The 16,908-nt window shown below is 35.9% G+C and carries 14 protein-coding genes; all 14 read left to right on the plus strand.

Features of this window, described 5'->3' with window-relative positions; all coding sequences use genetic code 11:
* Positions 1-7 precede the first annotated feature (7 nt).
* The 14 genes from D8Q48_RS13335 to D8Q48_RS13400 all read left to right on the plus strand — a co-directional run bounded on the left by D8Q48_RS13335 (position 8) and on the right by D8Q48_RS13400 (position 16,908).
* Complete coding sequence (locus D8Q48_RS13335) at positions 8-730, plus strand: polysaccharide biosynthesis tyrosine autokinase (RefSeq protein ID WP_121056783.1); 723 nt, start codon at positions 8-10, stop codon at positions 728-730.
* A complete protein-coding gene (locus D8Q48_RS13340; protein ID WP_121056785.1) occupies positions 727-1,434 on the plus strand; it encodes an immunoglobulin-like domain-containing protein in 708 nt (235 codons plus the stop codon). The genes D8Q48_RS13335 and D8Q48_RS13340 overlap by 4 nt, the downstream gene beginning before the upstream one ends.
* Before the next feature lie 54 nt (positions 1,435-1,488).
* Positions 1,489-2,910 (plus strand): LCP family protein, encoded by a 1,422-nt coding sequence (locus D8Q48_RS17820; protein WP_279230739.1) that lies wholly within the window; start codon positions 1,489-1,491, stop codon positions 2,908-2,910.
* Between the two features lie 73 nt (positions 2,911-2,983).
* Entirely contained in the window at positions 2,984-4,990 is a 2,007-nt protein-coding gene (locus tag D8Q48_RS13350; RefSeq protein ID WP_121056787.1) for a nucleoside-diphosphate sugar epimerase/dehydratase, read from the plus strand.
* A gap of 490 nt (positions 4,991-5,480) precedes the next feature.
* Positions 5,481-6,767 (plus strand): DegT/DnrJ/EryC1/StrS family aminotransferase, encoded by a 1,287-nt coding sequence (locus D8Q48_RS13355; RefSeq protein WP_121056789.1) that lies wholly within the window; start codon positions 5,481-5,483, stop codon positions 6,765-6,767.
* 9 nt (positions 6,768-6,776) lie between these two features.
* Complete coding sequence (locus D8Q48_RS13360; protein ID WP_121056791.1) at positions 6,777-7,151, plus strand: sugar transferase; 375 nt, start codon at positions 6,777-6,779, stop codon at positions 7,149-7,151.
* A 232-nt stretch (positions 7,152-7,383) separates the two neighbouring features.
* Complete coding sequence (locus D8Q48_RS13365) at positions 7,384-7,893, plus strand: hypothetical protein (protein WP_158576599.1); 510 nt, start codon at positions 7,384-7,386, stop codon at positions 7,891-7,893.
* 61 nt (positions 7,894-7,954) lie between these two features.
* Entirely contained in the window at positions 7,955-9,898 is a 1,944-nt protein-coding gene (locus D8Q48_RS13370; protein WP_118062460.1) for a nucleoside-diphosphate sugar epimerase/dehydratase, read from the plus strand.
* A gap of 43 nt (positions 9,899-9,941) precedes the next feature.
* Complete coding sequence (locus D8Q48_RS13375; protein ID WP_121056793.1) at positions 9,942-11,225, plus strand: DegT/DnrJ/EryC1/StrS family aminotransferase; 1,284 nt, start codon at positions 9,942-9,944, stop codon at positions 11,223-11,225.
* 24 nt (positions 11,226-11,249) lie between these two features.
* A complete protein-coding gene (locus D8Q48_RS17915; RefSeq protein WP_330514725.1) occupies positions 11,250-12,875 on the plus strand; it encodes a sugar transferase in 1,626 nt (541 codons plus the stop codon).
* Positions 12,876-13,150: 275 nt separating this feature from the next.
* A complete protein-coding gene (locus tag D8Q48_RS13385) occupies positions 13,151-13,585 on the plus strand; it encodes a hypothetical protein (RefSeq protein ID WP_121056795.1) in 435 nt (144 codons plus the stop codon).
* Positions 13,586-13,609: 24 nt separating this feature from the next.
* A complete protein-coding gene (locus D8Q48_RS13390) occupies positions 13,610-14,653 on the plus strand; it encodes a glycosyltransferase (RefSeq protein WP_121056816.1) in 1,044 nt (347 codons plus the stop codon).
* A gap of 7 nt (positions 14,654-14,660) precedes the next feature.
* Positions 14,661-15,674, plus strand: a complete 1,014-nt coding sequence (locus D8Q48_RS13395; RefSeq protein WP_121056796.1) for a hypothetical protein — start codon at positions 14,661-14,663, stop codon at positions 15,672-15,674.
* Entirely contained in the window at positions 15,661-16,908 is a 1,248-nt protein-coding gene (locus D8Q48_RS13400; protein WP_118062455.1) for a hypothetical protein, read from the plus strand. The genes D8Q48_RS13395 and D8Q48_RS13400 overlap by 14 nt, the downstream gene beginning before the upstream one ends.

A 16,908-nucleotide genomic window follows, 5' to 3' on the forward strand; every position in this document is an offset into this window, starting at 1 on the left:
AATAAAGATGCAGGAAATAGAATTAAAAGAAATAAAAAAAGATTATCGGAGTAATGAAGCATACAAGTCTCTCCGTACCAACATTGAGTTTTCAGGAGAGGATAATAAAGTATTGGTGTTTACAAGTTGCACACCAAACGAAGGAAAGAGTACAGTAACAATCGCAGTGGCACATTCATTTGCCGAGGCAGGTAAGAAAGTACTGTTTATTGATGCTGATTTAAGAAAATCAGTATTAGCAGGACGACATAAAGTAAACGGACAACTGAAAGGACTGTCACATTTCTTATCAGGACAGACAGAGCTTGGAGAAGTTATGTATCGTGTAAAAGATACAAACATGGTTATGATCTTCGCAGGTGTAGTACCGCCAAACCCTGCCGAGCTGTTAGGAGGCAAACGATTTGAAAGTCTCCTTACAAGTGCAAGAAAAGCCTATGATTATGTAATTATTGATGCACCGCCGCTGGGAAGCGTTATTGATGCAGCGATTATAGCAAAACAGAGCGATGCATCAGTGCTTGTAATTTCAGCAAACACAGTCAGTCATAAATTTGCAAAAGTTGTAAAAGAGCAGTTGGAAAAATCAGGCTGTCCAATCCTTGGAGTAGTATTAAATAAAGTAGATATGGGACAGAATAAGTATTATGGAAAATACTATGGAAAATATTATGGCTCATATGGCGATTATGGTCATGAGGAAGAGGGAAAGGCTGAGGAAGAGGCATGAAACAAGAAAAGTTAGTAGCTGTGCTGATAGCAGGCTGTCTGATACTTGGAGGTGCAGCACTGGTTGTTCGTGGCAGTCAGGATCGACAGGCTCCGGTTATTAAAGTGAAGAAAGCAGACCTCACATATCAAGAAGGGCAAGGTTATGGAGAACTTTTAAAAGGTGTCAGTGCAGAAGATAACCGAGACGGAGACCTTACCGATGAAGTGTTTGTAGACCGCGTTGTGCAGATTAAAGATGGCAAAGCAATCGTATATTACGGTGTGATGGACAAGGCAAAGAATGTAGGAACTGCCAAGCGAACAGTTAATTATGTAGAAAATGGAAATGCACAGACGGATGCACATCCTAACACAGAAAATATAGCGGATGAGAATACAGAACAATCCGGAGAGGCAGCAGCATCACAGAACGAGCCTGCCAAAGCAGATGCAAACAATGATCTCACACCGGTCGGAGAAGCACCGGTAATCGCACTTACAACAGACCAGGTAACAATTGCAGCCGGAACAGAATTTGACCTTATGAGTGTAGTCAAAGGTGTTGCCGATGGCAATGATGATGCAGATTCATTATCAACGCGTATCAGTGTAGATGGTCAGTATGATGTAAATGTTCCAGGAAGTTATTTATTACATTACTATGTAATAGATTCCGATGGCAATGCATCTGAAGTAAAAGCATTTACATTGAACGTGCAGTAGGATATGTACATTAAGAGGATACAAACAGCAGGATAGAAGGAGTATATCAATCAGATGAAAGAACAGAAGAAGACACTGCATATGGCAGGAAAGTTGATTACATTAATACAGTTGATTCTTGCGGTCGGTTTGATTGCAGTTATCTGGAACAGCGGATTGGTACCAACGAAATATCTGGTGGCAATTATCATTGTATTATTAATATTATTTGGAGTAACATTCGGATTACAATATGTAAAAAATAAAGTCTATATCGTAGGAATTGTACTTAGTATTATACTGAGTATCTTACAGGCAATTGGAATTGTCTATATGTTGAAGGCAGACAAGCTGATGGCAGATGTAGGTGGAGCAAATTATAAGACAGATAATATGATCGTAGTTGTTAAAAAAGACAACCCGGCATCGAATCTGATGGATGCTTCGATGTATCGCTTTGGTACACAGACTGCTGTAGACCAGGAAAACACACAGACAATGCTGGATAACATTAACAAGGCATTGGGACGCGAAGTTAAAGTAGAGCAGTATGGTACTGTTCAGGAACTTGCAAATGCTTTATTAGAAGGTAGGGTAGATGCGGCAATTTATAATCAGGCATTAGATGGCCTGATCACAGATTCAATTGAAGATTATTCCGACAAAGTACGTGTTTTATATCACTATGGAATTGAGACAGAACTCGAACAGGAAACAGCAGATGTAGGAGAACCATTTAATGTATACATAAGCGGTATTGATGTAGATGGTCCAATCGCAACAAACAGCCGAAGTGATGTCAATATTATTATGACAGTAAACCCAAATACAAAGAAGATTTTACTGACAACAACACCACGTGATTATTACGTACAGATACCGGATATTTCAGGAGAGCAGAGAGATAAGCTGACACATGCAGGCATTTATGGCGTGGATGCATCTATGCGAACATTAGAGCAGTTGTATGGCATTGATATTTCTTATTATGCAAGAGTAAACTTTTCGTCGCTGGTTAAAATCGTAGATACATTAGGCGGCGTGGATGTGGACTCGGATTTTGAGTTTACAGCAGGAGGATATCAGTTTAAAAAGGGAATGAATCATCTTGACGGAAAACAGGCATTGGCATTCTCAAGAGAACGTTACAGTTTTGAAGATGGAGATAATCAGAGAGGAAAAGACCAACAGAAGGTTCTGACAGCGATTTTAAATAAAGCAATGTCACCTGCAATTTTGTCTAATGCAAGTGCATTGATTGCAGATGTCAGCGACAGTGTACAGACTAATATGACACAGGAAGAGATGGCGAAATTTATTAAGATGCAGTTGAATGATGGTGCAAGCTGGACTATTGAATCTCAGGCAGCATCAGGAAACGGAGATACACAAGCATGTTATTCATCAGGAGACCAGCCACTGTATGTGATGTGGCCGGATGAAGCAGTGGTACAGAGCATTAGTGCAAAGATGAATGAGATATTAAATGGAAATTAAAGGATAAAGGTAATAAGGTTTAAAGGAAGAGAAGAAAAAATATGAGTGGAGTATCAAATCAAGATAAAGAAAGATGAAAAAAAAGAAAATTGAACACTGGCAGATGATAGCATTATATCTGATGATATATGATGTGCTCGCAATTAACTTTGCCTACTTTTTTGGATTGTGGCTGCGTTTTGATTTGCACTTCACAAGTATTCCGGCAGAGTATATGAGTGCATTCTTGAAGTTTGCACCGATACATACAGTATTTACGATTTTTGTATTTGCACAATTACGTCTCTATAACAGCTTGTGGAGATTCGCAAGCTTTAGCGAACTGAACAGAGTAATTGTTGCATCTGTGATTACAACTATCTTTAATATAGTAGGAATGACAGCATTTATTCAGCGTATGCCATTATCTTACTATATAATCGGATCGGTTTTACAGTTTGGACTTACATTGACAATTCGTTTTTCATACCGCTATATGAATTTAGAGCGTGGCAGACGAGAGAAAGAGGCGAACCCATTACATAATGCAATGATCATCGGTGCCGGTGCAGCAGGTCAGACTTTAATCAGAGAGCTGAAAAGCTCAGGAGAGGTAAAATCAAAAGCTTGCTGCGTGATAGATGATAACCCAAATAAATGGGGTCGTGTTATGGAAGGCGTGCCGATTGTCGGGGGTCGTGAAGATATTCTCATCAATGTGAAGAAATATAAGATTGACCAGATTTTATTTGCGATACCGACTGCAAGTGCACAGGCAAGAAGAGAAATCTTAAATATATGTAAAGAAACAGATTGTGAATTAAAACAGCTTCCGGGAATCTTTCAGCTGGCAAATGGCGAAGTGTCCATGAGCAAAATGAGACCGGTTGCGATTGAAGATTTACTTGGGCGAGATACAATCAAAGTAAATATGGAAGAAATCTTCCAGTACCTTAAAGGAAAAGTAATTCTCGTAACAGGTGGTGGCGGTTCAATCGGAAGCGAGCTGTGCCGTCAGATTGCGGCACATGAACCGAAACAGTTGATTATATTTGATATCTATGAGAACAATGCATATGATATCGAGCAGGAATTAAGACGAAAATATCCAGAATTAAACTTGAAGGTTCTGATCGGTTCAGTACGTGACAGTAAAAGAATCAATCAGGTGTTTGAAACATATAAACCACAGATTGTATATCATGCGGCAGCACATAAGCATGTACCGCTTATGGAGACAAGCCCGAATGAAGCAATTAAAAACAATGTAGTAGGAACTTACAAGACAGCCTACGCAGCACTGAAGAATGGAACAGAGAGATTCGTACTGATCAGTACAGATAAAGCCGTAAACCCGACAAATATTATGGGAGCGAGCAAGCGTCTCTGTGAAATGGTCATCCAGAGTATGGACAAGATCAGTAAATCCGGTCATACAGAATGGCTTCCATTCTTACATGAACATGAAGATAAACATGTGAATGGACAGATAGTTCCGGACCCGGAAGACCATATGACTGTAAATGTAGAAGAAAATGCGGCTGCATATGGTAAAGGAAAAACAGATTTTGTTGCCGTTCGTTTTGGAAATGTACTTGGAAGTAATGGTTCAGTCATTCCATTATTCAAAAAACAGATTGAAAATGGTGGTCCGGTAACGGTTACACATCCAGATATCATTCGTTACTTCATGACAATCCCAGAGGCGGTCAGTCTGGTACTTCAGGCAGGAACTTATGCAAAAGGCGGAGAAATCTTCGTGCTGGATATGGGAGAGCCGATGAAGATTGATACATTGGCAAGAAACCTTATCAAATTGTCGGGATATAAACCAGATGAAGATATCCGAGTTGTATACAGCGGGTTACGTCCGGGAGAAAAACTGTTTGAAGAGAAGCTGATGGCTGAAGAAGGTCTGGAGAGAACGGAAAATGAATTAATCCATATCGGTAAACCAATCCCGTTTGATACAAAAGAATTCCTTGGACAGTTGGAAGAACTGGCAATGGCTAGTTACGAGAACAGCGAGGAGATTGTAGAGATGGTGGAAAGCGTTGTGACAACGTTCAAGCCAGCGGGAGAGCATCCGAGTGGAAAGTAGGAATGTGTAGATTTAAAAGGTAAGGAGTAAAAATATGGCTTTCGTAAATAATGAAAGATTTGAAAAGTTTGAAAAGAAGGTATATCGATATTTATATAAGTAAAGCGATATAAGTAAAAATATAAGTTAAACGATATAATAGGGATAAATTCTTAGATAAATCCCGTAAAATCAACGATTGGACGGCTTTAGCCGGAAGTTTGATTTTGTAAATTCTCCCTATTCCAAAAGGTTAAAAGTGGTTCGGATAATCGCTATGGTGACTTTCTTTGAAGCTCAATTTAACCCTAAGAATAGAGCAAATTACAAGAGGAAAATTTTCGACATAGCCTGTACTGGATAGCAATATCTGTTCGGGCTTTTTGTCGTATTTAAAAATATAAAAGAAATAGCAATGGACTTTTACGTTGTATAAAAGTCGATTTGTATTTATAGAAAGAATTAATAATGGAAATTTTAACCCCGCATAATAACTATAGGAGAGAGTAAAATGTTTAATCCAGAGAAAATTAATTTTGAGAAATTTGAAAATAAGGTATGGCTTTCATCACCAACAATGCATGGTGATGAATTACAGTATATGACAGAAGCGTATGAAACAAACTGGATGTCTACTGTAGGTAAAAATATTACAGAAGTAGAATGTCAGATTGCTGAAAAAGTAGGATGCAAATATGCAATTGGCTTATCTGCAGGTACTGCGTCTTTACATCTTGCTATGAGATTAGCTGGCGAACATTTATATGGAATGCCTAAATTGGGTAAAGGATCATTATATAAGAAAAAAGTTCTGACAAGCGATTTAACATTTTGTGCGACAATTAACCCTATTGTATATGAGGGTGGTATTCCTGTTTTCATTGATAGTGAAAGAGATACATGGAATATGGATCCGGAAGCTCTTGAAAAAGCATTTGAAATTTATCCGGATGCAAAACTTGTAGTTGTTGCCAATTTGTATGGTACACCAGCTAAGATGGATGAAATTAGGGCAGTTGTAAAGAAACATAATGCATTATTAGTGGAGGATGCTGCAGAAAGTTTAGGTGGAACTTATAAAGGTGTACAGACAGGAACATTTGGAGATTACAACTGCATTAGTTTTAATGGTAACAAGATCATAACTGGTTCTTCAGGTGGAATGTTCTTAACAGATAGTTTAGACGATGCTAATAAAGTACGAAAATGGTCAACTCAGGCAAGAGAAAATTCTCCATGGTATCAGCATGAGGAGATTGGATACAATTACCGTATGAGTAATGTTATTGCCGGTGTTGTTAGAGGACAGATTCCTTACCTAGAAGAACATATTGCACAGAAAAAAGCTATCTATGAAAGATACAAAGAAGGGCTTAAAGGTTTACCAGTTACCATGAATCCATATGATGAAGATAATAGTGATCCCAACTTCTGGTTATCATGCATTTTGATTGATAAGGATGCAATGTGTAGACAGATAAGGGGCGAACATCATGCTTTATATGTATCTGAGCATGGAAAGAGTTGTCCAACAGAAATCTTAGAAACACTTGCTAAATATAATGCAGAAGGAAGACCAATTTGGAAACCACTTAGCCTACAGCCAATCTTTAGAAGTTGCGATGCTATTACTAAAGAGGGATCAATTCGTGGTTGCACAGATGCATATATTCCAGGAAGAAAAGAAAGTGTAGGATATGATCTTTTTAGTAGAGGATTATGTTTACCATCTGATAATAAGATGACTATTGAAGAACAGGATAAAGTAATGGAAATAGTAAGAGCATGTTTTGAATAGGAGATAGGGATGTATAAAAAATGTTTTAAAAGATGTTTAGATTTTATTTTAAGCTTACTTGCACTCATTGTATTATCACCAATTCTTTTAGTTCTTATGATGTTTGGAACAATCTTTATGCATGGTAATCCTTTTTTTACACAGAAAAGACCTGGTAAAGACGAAAAAATATTTAATCTTATTAAGTTTAGAACAATGGACAATCGTAAAGATATAGAAGGAAATTTACTTCCCGATGATGTTAGATTAAATAAGTATGGAAGATTACTTAGAAGCACATCATTAGATGAATTACCTGAATTAATAAATATTTTAAAAGGAGATAGCGGTATAATAGGAACAACCAAGAAAAACATTGATTTTACAGGGGTTTCGCTGGCTTAGTCGAATTTTGTTATGATAATTTTTCTTTGTGTTGTGTCGATTGAGCGGGGGAACAAATATAAAAGAATGGTTTCTTGGATGCTTATTTTGACCCACACTGTAAGCTGAAAAATTATGATAAGGAGGTTTGACCTAGCCTGCGGATGCTCTTTAAAAAGAACATTCACAGGCTAGTCGTCGTGTTAAAGAACTTACCTAATAAAAACAAATAATTATGAGGAGCGTGTTGAAAATGGGAAGAAAATTATTAATTGTAGCCTCTAAAAGATATGGAGATTATGTAAAAGAGATAGCAGAGTCAATGGGTTGCTTTGAGGAAATCTCCTTTGTAGATAATGACAGAGAAGGAGCTATTGGAAAACTGGAGGATGTGGAAAGTTTTTATCCGGAATATAACTGTGCAATAGCTGCATGTGACGATGGAACAGAAAGACTTGAGTGGAATAAAAAGTTGGAGGCACTTTACAATATTCCAGTTTTATTTCATATGGATTCTACTATTTCCCCATCAGCTAATTTAATGCCTGGCTGTATTGTTGAGCCAAGGGCTGTTGTCGGCTGTGGAAGTACTATTGGGCAGGCAACGGTCATTGGTGCCAATGTGGTGGTAGAACCATATTGTTTTATTGGAGATAGTTGCACATTAAAATCAGGAACAATTGTGAAATCAACAAGTATGGTTGCAATGAACACAAGCACAGAACAAGGAAGTGTTCTGTTTACGTCATTAACAAAGGAATGATAAGGTTCAATAATTATAGGAAGGATGAAACCGCCCTGATTTTCGTGGGGGGGGGTACACGATGAATAGTACAAATGAAACAAAGATGGATATGAAACAGGCAAAACAAAATAACACGCCAAACATACGCTGGACGCTTGTCGGGTATGATTTGATTGTATATGCATTAGTAGCAGTTATACTCCTGGTGTTATATGGAGGAATGGATAAATTATCAACTGTTGGGATCTTTCAACAAGTAGGTCTTTCTGTTTTGTGTATTTTCACAGCACGTCTAATAGGTAAAATTTACGGGCAAGTATGGAGATATGGTGGGATTCAGTGTTATATCCGCTTGCTGTTTACTGACTCTATCGCTTTTGTGGCGTATCTATGTCTGGAACTCCTACTTCCAGTTCAAAAAATTACATTTGCAAGATTACTTTCATTGGTTAGCTTGAATTTATTAGGAGCATTGGCGCTTCGCATGATGTATCGCTATGCATACAAATGTGGAAACCAGGAGACAACAAGAGGAAAAATTCTTTCTATATTATTGCATGTATTTTCTGGTATTGAAGCTGGAAATGAAAAAGAAGTGCAGAAGATCAAAGTTGCAATTATTGGTGCTGGACGAGTTGGTGTGAGTTTGGCAGAAGAACTTTTGAACAATTCAGAAGCAGCGTATGTACCAAGATGTTTTATTGATATTAATAAGGAAAAAGTTGGACGAGATATACATGGCATTCCGGTTTGGTCTGAAACGGAAGCAACTTTTAAGAAGTTAGGCGAATTTGAAGTACAGGAAATCATTTTTGCAATCCCATCAATGGATGCAGCAAAGAAGAAAACTCTTTATGAGTATTACAAGAATGCGGGATACAAATTAAAAGTATATGATTATCCGACTATGTATGCGGCAGGAGGAAAACGTCATCTTCGAGAATTTGATATTGAGGAGCTTTTATTTAGAAAACCTTTAGTTGTTTCGGATGAGCGTACCAATGCATATTACAAAGATAAAGTCGTACTGATCACAGGTGGTGGCGGTTCTATTGGGTCAGAACTGTGCAGACAGTTGGCCAAGATGAATCCGAAGAAGATCATTATCTTAGATATTTATGAAAATGGTGCATATGATGTTCAGCAGGAATTGAAGATCGCATATGGAAATAAGCTGGATTTGCAGATTGAAATTTGTTCCATCACTCATAGAAAAGCTCTTGAAAGAGTATTTGAAAAATATCATCCACAGATCATTATCAATGCAGCCGCTCACAAGCATGTCCCATTGATGGAGCATAACTGTGTAGAAGCCATTTACAACAATGTATTTGGTACACAGAATCTGGTGGAGCTTTGTGAGGAGTATGGTGCGGAACGCTTTATGATGGTATCCACGGATAAAGCGGTTAATCCGACAAACGTAATGGGTGCAACTAAGAGAATGTGCGAGATGATCGTTCAAAGCGCAAGTACTCATGGAAAAGTAAGATACAGTGCGACTCGTTTTGGAAATGTACTTGGCAGTGCCGGATCGGTTATTCCATTATTTAAACGCCAGATTGCTAATGGGGGACCGGTTACAGTTACAGATAAACGAATCATCAGATATTTTATGACAATTCCAGAAGCATCACAGCTTGTTCTTCAGAGTGGTGCGATTGCCAATAATGGAGAGCTGTTTGTTCTTGACATGGGACAGCCAGTAAAGATTATGGATCTGGCAGAGAATATGATTCGTCTGTCTGGTGTACAGGGAATTGAAATTATTGAAACGGGATTAAGACCGGGCGAGAAGCTGTATGAGGAGCTTTTGGTTAAGACAGAGGAACTGGATAAAACGGATAATAGTATGATTTTTATTGAAAGAGATACAGCTTTAAATAAAGAAGAGATTTATAAAAAAATCAAAGTTCTTAGAGATGCCTGTGATACAGGTGATGATTTGATTGCAAAAGAAGCTCTCCGAAGTGTTGTACCAACATTTAAGACACCAGAAGAGGTAAACAAAGAGATTGCATAAAGAATAACCACAACATGGAGCGATATAAAAGAGGTAATTACATATGTTTAAAGAGAACAATAATTTTGAAAAATTTGAATCAAAGGTTTGGTTGAGCAGTCCGACTATGCATGGTCCGGAAATTGAATATGTGAAAGAAGCGTATGAAACAAACTGGATGTCCACAGTTGGAAAAAATATCAACGAAGTTGAAAGAATGGCATGTGAATATATTGGATGCAAACATGCAGTTGCATTATCTGCCGGAACAGCATCATTGCATCTTGCTATGAAATTAGCTGGTATTGAAGCATATGGTATGCCAAAAGTTGGACATGGTGCATTGGAAGGAAAGAAAGTTTTTTGTTCAGATATGACTTTTGATGCCACTGTAAATCCTGTTGTTTACGAGGGCGGTGAACCGGTATTCATTGACACGGAATATGACACATGGAATATGGACCCGGTGGCACTTGAAAAAGCATTTGAAATTTATCCGGATACGAAGGTAGTAGTAGTTGCTCACCTTTATGGAACACCAGGAAAAGTAGACGAATTAAATGCCGTTATCAAGAAACATAATGCAATTCTGGTAGAAGATGCTGCAGAATCTATGGGAGCTACATATAAGGGAGTACAGACTGGCACATTTGGAAAGTATAATACGATTTCCTTTAATGGAAACAAGATTATTACTGGTAGTGCTGGTGGATGCTTCCTGACAGATGATGAAGAAGCAGCAAATAAGGTTCGTAAGTGGTCAACTCAGGCGAGAGAAAATGCTGCATGGTATCAGCATGAAGAACTGGGATACAACTATCGGATGAGTAATGTGGTTGCTGGTGTTGTTCGTGGACAGTTTCCTTATCTGGATGAACATATTGCACAGAAAAAAGCAATCTACGAAAGATACAAAGAGGGATTAAAGGATTTGCCAGTATCCATGAACCCAATGGATCTGGAAAATTCAGAACCAAACTATTGGCTTTCCTGCTTGATTATTGATGAAGATGCGATGTGTAAACAGGTTCGTGGAGAGCAGGATGTCTGCTATGTCAAAGAAGCCGGAAAAACGTGTCCGACTGAAATTCTGGAGGCAATTGCATCTATTAATGCAGAGGGCAGACCGATTTGGAAACCAATGCATATGCAGCCGATTTATCGTTTAAATCCGTTTATTGTCAGAAATGGTAATGGACGTGCAAGATCAAATGCGTATATTGCAGGTGGAGTGGCAGATGTAGGAATGGACATTTTTACAAGAGGATTATGCCTGCCAAGTGATAATAAAATGACGGCAGAGCAGCAGGATAGAATTATTGAAGTGATTAGAGCTTGTTTTGAATAGAAATATATTGTGGGAGAGATTATAGTGTCAAAGAAAAAAATAGTTGGAATTATAGCATCATCTATTGTTGGTGGAACTGCGGTAGCAACTTGGATTATGAAGAAAAAAGCGAAAAAAACCATTTATAAAGCTGAAAACATAGAAGCAATTCCGACACGTAAAATGGGATTTTATGAGAAATACGTTAAAAGAGTAATAGATATTGTTTGTGCATCAGCAGCGATTATATGTTTTAGCCCATTATATATAGGTGTTGCAATTCTTGTCAGATTCAAACTTGGAAGTCCGGTATTGTTTACTCAGGATCGTCCAGGTTTGATTGGAGAAGATGGCAAAGAAACTATTTTTAAAATGTATAAATTCCGTACGATGACAGATGAGAGAGATGAAAATGGAGAACTATTACCAGATGAAGTGCGGTTAACCTCATTTGGCAAGTGGCTTAGAAGTACAAGTCTTGATGAACTTCCAGAGGCTTTTAATATTTTGAATGGGACACTTTCAATTTGCGGTCCGCGACCACAGTTGGTCAGAGATCTTACATTTATGACAAAAGAGCAACGTATGCGCCACACCGCAAAACCTGGATTGAGTGGATTGGCTCAGGTGAATGGAAGAAATGCAATTAAGTGGGAAGATAAATTGGACTGGGATTTGAAATATATAGAAAATGTGTCATTGTTAGAAGATTTAGGTATTATATTAAAAACTGTAAAAACTGCTTTTATTAAACAGGAGGGAATTACAGATGGAGATATGGCAACAGCGGAAGATTTAGGAGATTATCTTTTAAAAAATAAAAAAATAACTTCTGAAGAATATGATAAAAAACAAACAGAGGCTAAACGAATTTTAAATAAAAGTGATGGAATGTTTAGAGAAGAAAACTTGGTTTCGATTATTATGCCTTCTTATAATACAGCTTCCTATATAAAAGAATCAATACAGTCGGTTTTAAATCAAACTTATACTAAATGGGAACTGATTATTGTAGATGATTGTTCAACTGATGAAACAGAAGAAGTACTTGCTAAAATCACAGATTCTCGAATCAAATATTTAAAAAATGAAGAAAATTCTGGAGCTGCTATAAGCCGTAACAAAGCATTACGAGAGGCCAGAGGACAATGGATTGCTTTTCTTGATTCAGATGATCTCTGGATGTCTGATAAACTTGAGAAACAGATTAATTTTATGAAAAACAATGGATATTCATTTTCTTATACAAATTATGAAGAAATTGATGTTGATGGAAATAGAACGGGCATAAAAGTTACTGGTCCTAAGAAGATTACAAAGACAGGAATGTTTAATTACTGTTGGCCGGGATGTCTTACTGTTATGTTTGATGCGAATAAGGTTGGACTCATCCAGATTGAAGATATTAAGAAAAATAATGATTATGCTATGTGGCTAAAAGTATGTAAAAAGGCAGACTGTTATTTGTTAGATGAATATTTAGCACAATATCGAAAAGGCCGTGTTGGGAGTGTAAGTACGCATAGTATTAAAACAATGATTGGATGGCATTACAAGCTTTATAATGAAGCTGAAAATATGGGAATGGCAAAGAGTTTGTTCAATACGGGAAGAAATTTGCTGTTTGGTTGTTTTAAAAAATGGAAGTATGTTAAAAGTAGTATGAAATAGGTGGTGCAATATGAATCAATACTCAAAAAGGTTTTTAAAAACTCATCTGATAGAAATAATAATGTCTATTCCCAAAACAATATATTTTAATTTTAAAGTATTGCCAGTAACGCAGGCTATCAGATTACCATATATTGTATCTTATCATGTGAAGTTGTCAGGGATAAATAGAAAAACATTTTTGACAAAGGATAATGATTTATCTACTTGCTCAATGAGAATAGGTTTTGGTGATTCGATAACATCAAGGAGAGAATCACCTAAGAGCTTACTTTGTGTTGAACGGGGGGGGGGTAATCCAGGTTGGAAAAGATTTAGGATTATCACAGGGATGTGTTATATGTGCTAATAATGCAAAACTTATTTTAGGTGATAAATTTAGATGCAATTACTCAACTACAATTGATTGTTCTGACGCTGATATAAAAATCGGTAATAATGTTGTTTTGGGATGGAATGTCACGATAAAAAATAATGATGGACATTATGTGGTAGAAAACGGTAAAGATTCGATTATTTCAAAAAAAATAATTATAAAAGATCACGTATGGGTATGTGCATATGCAACATTGTTGAAAGGGGTTTGTATTCAAAAAAATTCAGTTGTTGCGTATGGCGCATTATTAACGAATACAATTGATAAAGAAAATGTATTGTATGGTGGTGTTCCTGCTAAAAAGATAAAGGAGAACATTAATTGGAGAGAATAGTAATGAAAAGTGGGAGGAAAATTTGTGAGAAAAGTATGTATCATAGGATGTTTTGCTGATACATTGGATTTATTGAATGGGCAAACGGTAAAAACTAAAATTGTATACAAAGAATTGGAAAAATCTCTTGGCTGCGATGAAGTTATGAAAATCGATACATATGGAGGCATGAAAACGCTGGTGAAAACTCCAATTATTGTGTTAAATGCATTAAAGAATGCCGAAAATATAATCATTCTTCCAGCAGAGAATGGATTGCGAATTATTGCTCCATTGTTGATTGGATTTAATAGCGTGTTTAAAAGAAACATTTATTATGATGTAATAGGTGGATGGTTACCAGAATTTGTAAAAAAAAGAAAATGGTTAGGCATATTTTTAAAAAAAATAAATTCTATTTTTGTTGAAACATTCTCGATGAAGGAACAACTAGAAAGTCAGGGATATAATAATATAGATGTTATTCCGAATTGTAAAGAATTGGATATATTGGATGCTAAAACAATAAAATATACAGGTACCAAGCCATATCGTTTATGTACTTTTTCCAGGGTGACGAAAGAAAAAGGAATCGAAGATGCGGTTCAAGCGGTATGTGAGATAAACTCTATGCATAACGATGTTTTTGCTGAGTTAGATGTATATGGTCAGATTGAAGATAACCAAAAAGAATGGTTTGAAAAACTACAAACTTTGGCACCTCAATATATAAGGTATAAAGGAATGGTGCCGTTTAGTCAGAGCACAAAAGTATTGAAAGAATATGATGCATTGCTATTCCCTACATATTATGAAGGAGAAGGATTTGCTGGTACGATTATTGACGCTTTCGCAGCAGGTCTTCCAGTTATTGCAAGTGATTGGAAATATAATTCGGAAATAATTAAATCAGGAATGACAGGCGTGATTTTTAAAACACATAGTATAAGTGAATTAAAAGCTGCAATAATGTCAATTGATAGTGATATAAAAAAATGGAATTTGATGAGACAGAATTGCGTATCCGAAGCTAAGAGATATTTGCCTGCGAATGCAATGAAAAAATTAATTGATATAGTAAATGGATAGAGGAAAAATGATTAAGATAGTAAGAAGTTCAAGTACAAATGCAGAAGTCACAGATTATTATTTAGATGTTATTGCTTCGCTTATGGAGGCATGTGGTGAAAAAAAATATGAAGATGATGTGGATTTGAAACAGTGTAAAAGAGAGGATATTATTATTGCTCCTACCGCCGTTGATTTTGTTAAATTATATTTTAAAGGGTATAAAAATCAAATTTATTGGATGCAAGGAATAGATGCAGAAGAAAGTTACATGAGAAATGGAAGTAAGTTGAGAAGTTATGTCCTTGATGTTATTACAAAATTTGCTATGAAAAAAGCAATGGCGATTTTTTATGTTTCTAAGGAAATGAAAAAATTTGAAGAAGGTAAATTTGACATTAGTACAGATAGAAAATGTTTTATTATGCCTTGCTTTAATGTTAGCAGAACAGAAACACTTCAAGTAAATGAAAGAAAATATGAAAAGAATATATTTACTTATGTAGGATCTTTAAGCGAATGGCAATGCTTTGAAGAAACACTTGACTTTTATAAAAAAATTGAGGCTATTGATCCGCATACAGAATTAAAAATATTTACTTTTGCTGAAGAAGAAGCTAGAAGAATAGTAGAAACAAAAAATATAAAAAACTGTACAGTAGCATCAGTTGCACCTGAAATGATGTCAGAAGCATTAGCTGATGTAAAGTTTGGGTTTGTCTTACGAAATGATGTCCCAGTTAATCGTGTAGCAACACCTACAAAATTATCATCATATTTATCTGCTGGAGTTATTCCTGTTTTTAGCAAATATTTAAAAGATTTTTATAATAGGACAAATGATTTTGAATATGTTGTGCCAGTGTCAGATTTTAATCCGTCAGAGAAATTGCAAAAACTGTTAGGTGAAGAAATAGATACGAATAAATTAATTTCTGAATATATGGAATTATTTAACACATACTATAATCCTCAATATTATATAAAAAAATATAAAGAAAAAATGGGCGAACTTTTGGAGGAGAAGTATGGAAGTAAATAAGAGAAGATTTGGTATAATCTCTTTAACGGGAGCCGTGGGGTTTTTCTTTGCCCTTGCTCCAGTTCTAGATCCTTATATAGTGGTAGAAATCGGTAGCGGATTTACTTTAAAAATTAATGATATAGTTATGCTATTTCTGACAATGCTGTGTTTTTCAAAATCATATAAGATTGAAAGAAAAACAGGATTCTTATGTATATGGTTATTAGGACTGGGAATCATCGGTATATTTGGAAATTTAGCAAGTAATACTGATATGGTGAATTCATTCAAAAATTTGAGTGTATGGTTGATTTATGCAATCTGCTTGAATTATTTATGGAAGACACCATGTAGAGATAAATTTCTGTATTGGCTTGAATTGATAGCTATTGTTGCTTCAATACTTGTAATATTACAGTTTATAAGTGGATATGTAGGAATATCAATGTGGGATGGAAAAATTCCAGGCCTTGCATTGGGAAAGTATGATGGTTGGGCTGGTTATATTGATGTAAATACAGGAGATATACGACCAAACGGAATATTCCAAGAGGCTTCATATTTGGGTATTTATGTTTCTGTAGCGTATGTGCAAGCCTTTAAAGAAGAAAAAATTAAAAGAATGTTATTATATGCTGTTGCGATGTTGATGACTACGTCAGTAGTAGCGATTATTATACTTATTACAACAACTGTTATGATACTAATTATGAAAAATAGAATAGATTTGTCTTCAAAGATGACTAGAAGAATTTTGCTTTTAATAGGTGTTTTTATTGTAGGACTTGTCGTGGTAAGTAATTCAAATGAAGCGGTTGGTGATTCTATAGCATACATAATGAAGCGTTTTACTAATTTTAATTCAGATTTAAATGGTGCAAGAATGAGTTCAACAAAATATAGAATTGTTGGACATGTGGAATTATTTAATCGATATTCTATTATGCAAAAAATGTTTGGTGTGGGAATTGCACAATATGGAAATTTATTTAATGTAAAATCTTATGGTAATGTTTGGGTAACAACACTTCTCAATTGTGGAATACTAGGCGTAAGTTATTTGATTATATGTGTATTAAATATGATAAAGAGAATACGGAGAGAAAATATTGTTTTTCTTGTTATTTTTGTTCTTGTTTTATCTTCTGATTGGCAGTGGTTTAGCTGGTACTTTTTTATGCTGATTTCTGCTTGTATATTATCAGGCAATGATAATAATGAAGATTTTGAACAGAGATTAGTAAAAAATTGA

This window comes from Ruminococcus sp. B05 (assembly GCF_003628495.1).
Classification (GTDB): domain Bacteria; phylum Bacillota; class Clostridia; order Lachnospirales; family Lachnospiraceae; genus Schaedlerella; species Schaedlerella hominis.

What these genes read in the sequence shown, in the direction of transcription:
- D8Q48_RS13340 (WP_121056785.1), top strand. Translation starts at nt 727, where the DNA reads ATGAAACAAGAAAAGTTAGTAGCTGTGCTGATAGCAGGCTGTCTGATA.
- D8Q48_RS13335 (WP_121056783.1), top strand. Translation starts at nt 8, where the DNA reads ATGCAGGAAATAGAATTAAAAGAAATAAAAAAAGATTATCGGAGTAAT.
- D8Q48_RS13360 (WP_121056791.1), top strand. Translation starts at nt 6,777, where the DNA reads ATGTATAAAAAATGTTTTAAAAGATGTTTAGATTTTATTTTAAGCTTA.
- D8Q48_RS13350 (WP_121056787.1), top strand. Translation starts at nt 2,984, where the DNA reads ATGAAAAAAAAGAAAATTGAACACTGGCAGATGATAGCATTATATCTG.
- D8Q48_RS17820 (WP_279230739.1), top strand. Translation starts at nt 1,489, where the DNA reads ATGAAAGAACAGAAGAAGACACTGCATATGGCAGGAAAGTTGATTACA.
- D8Q48_RS13370 (WP_118062460.1), top strand. Translation starts at nt 7,955, where the DNA reads ATGAATAGTACAAATGAAACAAAGATGGATATGAAACAGGCAAAACAA.
- D8Q48_RS13355 (WP_121056789.1), top strand. Translation starts at nt 5,481, where the DNA reads ATGTTTAATCCAGAGAAAATTAATTTTGAGAAATTTGAAAATAAGGTA.
- D8Q48_RS13400 (WP_118062455.1), top strand. Translation starts at nt 15,661, where the DNA reads ATGGAAGTAAATAAGAGAAGATTTGGTATAATCTCTTTAACGGGAGCC.
- D8Q48_RS13365 (WP_158576599.1), top strand. Translation starts at nt 7,384, where the DNA reads ATGGGAAGAAAATTATTAATTGTAGCCTCTAAAAGATATGGAGATTAT.
- D8Q48_RS13395 (WP_121056796.1), top strand. Translation starts at nt 14,661, where the DNA reads ATGATTAAGATAGTAAGAAGTTCAAGTACAAATGCAGAAGTCACAGAT.
- D8Q48_RS13375 (WP_121056793.1), top strand. Translation starts at nt 9,942, where the DNA reads ATGTTTAAAGAGAACAATAATTTTGAAAAATTTGAATCAAAGGTTTGG.